Below are 1675 nucleotides of genomic sequence, written 5' to 3'. Positions count from 1 at the left end.
GAGGGCCTGTCGGGGCTGGTGCGCAACGAGCTGGGACGCGACCCGCTGACGGGCGAGCTGTACCTCTTCACGAACCGCAGGCGGGACCAAGTCACATAGGGCATACCGATCCAGCACAGCCATCGTTCGCTACCGATGGCATCCACTGGCTGGCAAGAAGGTACAGATCACGCGCCGCGTTCATGCTGATGGGCAGGACTACGTCCACGTCGATGTCGAGTGCATGCGCCGGCCGATCGTGAACGCGGAGATCGGCCGGACGTGAACGCCGAAATCGGTGCCACGTGAACGCCGAGACTGGCGTCGTGAACAGCGGGATCACCGCGTGTGAACACCGAAATCGGCGGTCGTGAACGCCGGGATCACCGCTTCGTGAACACCTGGCCGACCCAACCAGCCGCGGTGGTACGCGCCGCCGCGCGGGCGGGGGCAATGGCGACGACGAGGGTCAGTGGCTCGACCGCCTCCACGCGGAGGCGAGATGGCGAAGCGACTGACGATGAAGAAGATCCGCGAGATCCTGAGACAGAAGTGGGTGCTCGGCAGCAGCCATCGCGACGTGGCGCGCAGCCTCGGCGTGAGCGTCGGTGCTGTGAGCTCGGCGGTCGCCCGGGCCACGCACGCCGGGCTGGAGTGGAGTGATGTCGAGGCCCTCGGCGAGGTCGAGCTCGAGCACCGGCTCTTCGGCGGCGAGGTCGAGCCCGGCGCGTCGCGGCCGCTGCCGAATCTCCAGTACGTGCACGCGGAGCGTCGCCGACCCGGCGTGACGCTCGAGCTGCTCCACCTCGAGTACCTGCAGGAGCATCCCGACGGGTATCGCTACACCCGCTTCTGCGACCTGTACCGCGAGTGGCTCGGGCGGCGCGGGCTGACGATGCGCCAAGTCTACGTTGCCGGCGAATACACCTTCGTCGACTACTCGGGCAAGAAGCCGTGCATCGTCGACCGGAACACCGGCGAGGTGATCGAGGTCGAGCTCTTCGTCGCGGTGCTGGGTGCGAGCAACTACACCTACGCCGAGGCGACGCGCACCCAGCAGAGCTCGGAGTGGATCCGCAGCCACGTCAATGCCGTGGAGTACTTCGGCGGTGTGACGCGAGCGTTCACTCCCGACCAGCTCAAGAGCGGCGTGACCAAGTCGTGCCGGTACGAGCCGACGATCCAGCGCACGTACCAGGACTGGGCCGAGTACTACAGCACGGCCATCGTGCCCGCGAGGCCCGGCAAGCCCAAGGACAAGGCGAAGGTCGAGAACGGCGTGCTCATTGCCCAGCGCTGGATCCTGGCCTGTCTGCGCAATGAGACCTTCTACTCGATCGCCGAGCTCAACGAACGGATCGCCGAGCTGCTCGAGCGGCTCAACACGCGCACGATGAGACACTACGGTGCGAGTCGTCGCGAGCTCTTCGAGCGGCTAGACAAGCCGGCGATGCGGCCGCTCCCACGGGAGCGCTACGAGTATGCCGAGTGGGCCGAGGCCGGCGTCGGGCCCAACTACCACGTCCACGTTGGGCACCACCACTACTCGGTGCCGCACTCGTTGTACCGCGAGCGCCTCGACATCCGCATCACGGCGACGACGGTCGAGGTCTGGAATTCCCCCGAAAAAGTGGACACCCGATTTACGCCACTTCAGTCCTCTCCAGGTTCTCGTAGTATCGCCGCTCGAACTCGA

Annotated in this window: 2 protein-coding genes; both read left to right on the top strand. The window is 66.3% G+C overall.

Annotated elements, in window-relative coordinates; genetic code table 11:
• Positions 1 to 6: 6 nt before the first annotated feature.
• Positions 7 to 99 (top strand): IS66 family insertion sequence element accessory protein TnpB, encoded by a 93-nt coding sequence (gene tnpB, locus OEB96_RS46555; protein WP_407674597.1) that lies wholly within the window; start codon positions 7 to 9, stop codon positions 97 to 99.
• A gap of 400 nt (positions 100 to 499) precedes the next feature.
• Positions 500 to 1675, top strand: a 1176-nt coding sequence (istA, locus tag OEB96_RS00420) for an IS21 family transposase (protein WP_266213389.1), incomplete at its 3' end; no start/stop codon positions are given.

The organism is Paraliomyxa miuraensis (assembly GCF_026337845.1).
Lineage (GTDB): Bacteria > Myxococcota_A > Polyangia > Nannocystales > Nannocystaceae > Paraliomyxa > Paraliomyxa miuraensis.
Note: the sequence above shows the minus strand (reverse complement) of the source record. Positions and strands in the feature narration are given on the sequence as shown.